Source organism: Rhodococcus sp. R1101 (assembly GCF_000278445.1).
In the GTDB taxonomy this organism is placed as follows: Bacteria; Actinomycetota; Actinomycetes; order Mycobacteriales; family Mycobacteriaceae; genus Rhodococcus; species Rhodococcus gordoniae.
In genome coordinates, this window is record NZ_AJVB01000344.1 from 1 (window position 1) to 4,121 (window position 4,121).

Annotated in this window: 3 protein-coding genes and 1 pseudogene; 2 read left to right on the plus strand and 2 right to left on the minus strand. The window is 68.8% G+C overall.

The annotated features are described in order from the left end of the window. Positions 1-451, minus strand: a 451-nt coding sequence (locus tag R1101_RS0117435; RefSeq protein ID WP_026003402.1) for a 2-isopropylmalate synthase, incomplete at its 3' end; no start/stop codon positions are given. Between the two features lie 376 nt (positions 452-827). Between R1101_RS0117435 and R1101_RS0117440 the strand changes: the two genes are divergently transcribed. Continuing rightward, a complete protein-coding gene (locus R1101_RS0117440; protein WP_016934649.1) occupies positions 828-1,379 on the plus strand; it encodes a GNAT family N-acetyltransferase in 552 nt (183 codons plus the stop codon). A gap of 43 nt (positions 1,380-1,422) precedes the next feature. On the opposite strand, the pseudogene zapE reads toward R1101_RS0117440, so the two are convergent. Continuing rightward, positions 1,423-2,437, minus strand: a pseudogene (gene zapE / locus R1101_RS0117445) (cell division protein ZapE). Positions 2,438-2,602: 165 nt separating this feature from the next. Between zapE and R1101_RS0117450 the strand changes: the two are divergent. Further along, on the plus strand, positions 2,603-4,121 hold a 1,519-nt coding region (locus R1101_RS0117450; RefSeq protein ID WP_026003403.1), incomplete at its 3' end, for an alpha/beta fold hydrolase.

The following is a 4,121-nucleotide window of genomic DNA, read 5'->3' on the forward strand; positions in this document are numbered from 1 at the left end:
ACTCGTTGCCGGTCTCGCCCGTGCCCATCACCCATGTCGTGTGCTCGCCGGAACGGCACAGCAGGAAGGTCGCGGACATCTCGCCGAGGTCGTACCGATGGAACGACAGGATCTCGATGTGCAGCCCGAGGTCGTACAGCATCGCAGTCATCGCGGCGATCGGTCCGCAGGTCGTGGCGGATGCGGTGTGGATCGTATCGCCGATCGCGATGGTCGCCTCGAATGCGCTGCGACCCGCCCCCAGGGCGGTTGCCGACCAGCCACCGAGCCTGATGGGGCCGGGCCGGCCGCCGTAAGCGGATTCGAACTCCGCCCAGGTCATGCCGGTGGCTTCCTCGCGCAATCCCCGAGGAAGTGCACGCCCGTATCGGGCGAGGAACGGATCGGTGGCGCCCGTAGCGCCGAAAGGGAACATCGGAGCAGATCCGGAAAATGAGGTGAAGGCGTTCATCGTTCGTAATGGTCTTCCACGAGAAGGAAGGACCGACGCGTAGCTCAACGACCCGCAGCGAGGGGTCGGTCCGAATCAGACCCCGCTACGGCGGTGAACTACGAGTACGCGCTTCATAGCCGCGACGGTACAACGCACCGACATTTCGTGCAAGTCGCACGCACGAACTCGTGTGACGCAACCGTGACCGCCCCCGCTGGAACCTGAGGGATCCCTCATGTAGCGTGGATGGTGCCATCCCCCCGATGGTGTCGAACCCCAGCCATGACCCCCCATCCAAGGCTGGGGTTCAGCCATATCCGGACCTTTCTCCGCATCGCATCGGTCCTGCGGGGCATGTGCCGAATCGTGTCGTCCGGGTGCTTCACTGGTGTGCATGTCCATGCCACCACTCGAAGAAGCGGTCTCCGTCGACGAGGCGGGAATCTGGGATGCCGAAGCGATCGCCCAGGTTGCAGCGGCCACCTTCCCGCTCGCCTGCCCTCCGGATGCCGCCGAGGACGACATCGCCGAGTTCATCGAGCGAACCCTCAGTGCGGAAAAGTTCGCCGAGTACCTGTCGTCCCCCGAACGCATCGTCCTCGAGGCGCGCGCGGGCGGCGAGATCGTCGGTTATCTGATGGCAGTGGACGCCGCCCCCGAGGATCCCGCGATCGACGCCGTGATCACGGCGCGGCCGGCGATCGAGATCAGCAAGCTGTATGTGATGCCGGGTCATCACGGCGCCGGAGTGTCCGCGGCGCTCATGGAGGCGATCGTCGCGCGGGCTCGTGCGCTCGGGCGGGCCGGACTGTGGCTCGGAGTCAATCAGGAGAACACGCGCGCCCGTCGCTTCTACGAGAAACAGGGATTCGTGGCGGTGGGCACGCGCACATTCGTGGTGGGCGCACGGACCCACGACGATTTCGTCATGCAGCGCACCCTGTAACCGGCGAGGGACCCCGGCGAGCGGGTGCGCGCCGGGTTCCCGATCAGCCCGCGGCGACCTCGAAGCGGGACAGTGCCAGCAGACGGGACGTCGCGCGCAGGTACTTCTTGCGGTAACCACCGGCGAGCATCTCGGGCGTGAAGATTTCGTCGAGCTTGGCTCCGGAGACCGTCACCGGAATGCTCGCGTCGTACATCCGGTCGGCGAGGACCACCAGACGCAGAGCCACCGACTGGTCCTTCGCGGGGTGGACGCCTTCGAGGAAGACCGCGGGGACCCCCTCGACGAGCTTGCCGTAGCGGGAGGGATGCAGGGTGCTCAGGTGCGCGCACAGTTCGTCGAAATCGTCGAGCGTGGCACCCGGAATCGTGTCGGCGCGCTCCACCAGCTCGGCCGAATCGACCGGGTCGGGCGCGGGCGGCAGGTCGCGGTGACGGTAATCGGGACCGTCGACGCGGATCGTCTCGAAGATGGACGCGAGCTTCTTGATCTCGCGAAGGAAGTCCTGGGCCGCGAACCGGCCCTCGCCGAGCTGCCCCGGCAGCGTGTTGGAGGTCGCGACGATCGAGACACCGCGGGCCGACAGTTCGGTCAGCAGACGGGAGACGAGCATGGTGTCGCCCGGATCGTCGAGCTCGAACTCGTCGATGCACAGCACGCTGTGGTTCGACAGTTCTTCGACGGCCTTGTTGAACCCGAGGGCACCGACCACGTGGGTGAGCTCGACGAAGGTGCCGAAGGCCTTGGGTGCGGGTGCGCTGTGGAAGATCGATGCGAGCAGGTGGGTCTTGCCCACGCCGAAGCCGCCGTCGAGATAGAGCCCGGCACCCTGCGGCTGGGAGCGGCGACCGAACAGTCCCCGCTTGCCGCCGCGGATCTTCCCGATCTTGCCGACGAACTCCGCGGCGGTCGTCACCGCGGCTGCCTGGCTCGGTTCGTTGGGATCGGGAATGTACGACTCGAAGCTCACCTCGTCGAACATCGCGGGGGGGCACCATCTGCGCCACCAACTGGTCTGCAGGCACCACCGGATTGCGATCGACGAGACGTTCGTGCATCAGCCCAGGGTACGACCGCATCATGCTCGAATCCTCACCCGAATCCGGAATGCGACCTACTTCACACGGCGTTCACCCCGCCGTCACGCTGCGGGAGGATACTTCCGGTCGGGCCGTGCACCACCGGTTGCACGCCGTCGTCGCCGAACCTGGCAGGCTGTGCGCATGCGCAGATCGGGAGTGATCGCCGCGATGTGGATCACGGTTGCCGCGGTGTCGACCGCGTGCGGAGCAGGCCCGTCGATACGTCCCGACGTCGCCGTCGTACGAGACGATCCCGGTGTCGCCGCGGATCGGCCCTCGCAGGACGAGGCCACGGTGCCCGAACTTCCGGTGCCGTCGACCGAACCCGCCTGGCGGGACTGCACCGGAGAGACCCTGTCCGCCTTCGACGCACCCCCGGGTCCTGCGGGTCTCGTCCTCGAGTGCGCGGAGGTCGTCGCACCGATCGATGTGGCCGGAACCGTGACGGGCACCTTCCCCTTGGCCGTCATGCGTGCGCGCCTGGCGGACACTCCCACCGACGCCGCTCCCCTGGTGCTCACGACCGGCGCCGACACGGCGTCGACACGCGCACTCACCGGCATGGCGACCGGTCCGATGTCCGGTGCACTGGCGATGCGTCCGATCGTCGCGGTGGATCGTCGCGGAATCGGCCGCTCGCTCGCGATCGACTGCATCTTCCCCGCTGATCGCCGCGGTCTCGGCGACCTCGGCCAATTCGGCCGCACCGGCGATGCACCCGATCGGGTCGCCGACCTCGGCCGTCAGGCGACCGTCTCGTGCACCGACTATCTGCAGCCTCAGCAACTGATGTTCGGCGCCTCGCACGCCGCCGACGACATCGAGCGTCTCCGCCAGGCGTGGGGGGTGGACCGGATCGGTCTGCTCGGAGTGGGGAACGGTGCGGCCGTCGCACTCGCCTACGCTGCGGCCTATCCCGGTGCGGTCGGCCGGCTCGTCCTCGACTCCCCCGCCGCGGCCACCGCGGACGCGGAGCTCATGGCCGAGTCGCAGGCCCGTGGCGCCGAGGCCGCCGTGGACGCCTTCGCCCGTCGGTGCGCCGCCCTCGACTGCGCGCTCGGAGACGATCCCCGCGCGGCGATCGAGGAACTGCACGAGCAGGCGGCCGCGGGCGAGCTCGCGCCGATCTCGGCCAACTCCTTCCTCACCGCCCTGACGGGAGTCCTCGGCACTCCACGTGCCGATCTGCAGGCCCGCGTCCGCGAAGTGGCGGACGTCCTCGCAGCGGCGCGGGGCGGTGACGTCATGCCGCTCATCGAGCTGGTCGGCGCGGCCGAGGCGGCGCTCTCGACGGACGGCCAGTTCGTCGCGCGGTGCAGCGACGGGCAGCGGTGGCCGACCCCGACCCACGCGGGCGATCTCGCGAAGAGCTGGTCCACGCTGTACCCGCTGTACGGAGCGGACCTCGCGACGGGCCTGACGGCGTGCGCGGCCTGGCCGAGCCTGCCGGCGCCCCCGCTTCCTGCCGCGCTCGACGTGCCCGTGCTCGTCTCCTCGGGCGCCGCCGACCCGATCGTGGGTAACGCCGGGGTGGAATCGGTGACCGGTGTACTCACCGCGGGTGGCATCGCCTGGGCGTCACTGTCGTGGCAGGGCGCCGGCTACTCGGCGGTCCTGCACTCGGGATGCGTGCAGGCGCGGGTGGAGACCTATCTGTCCG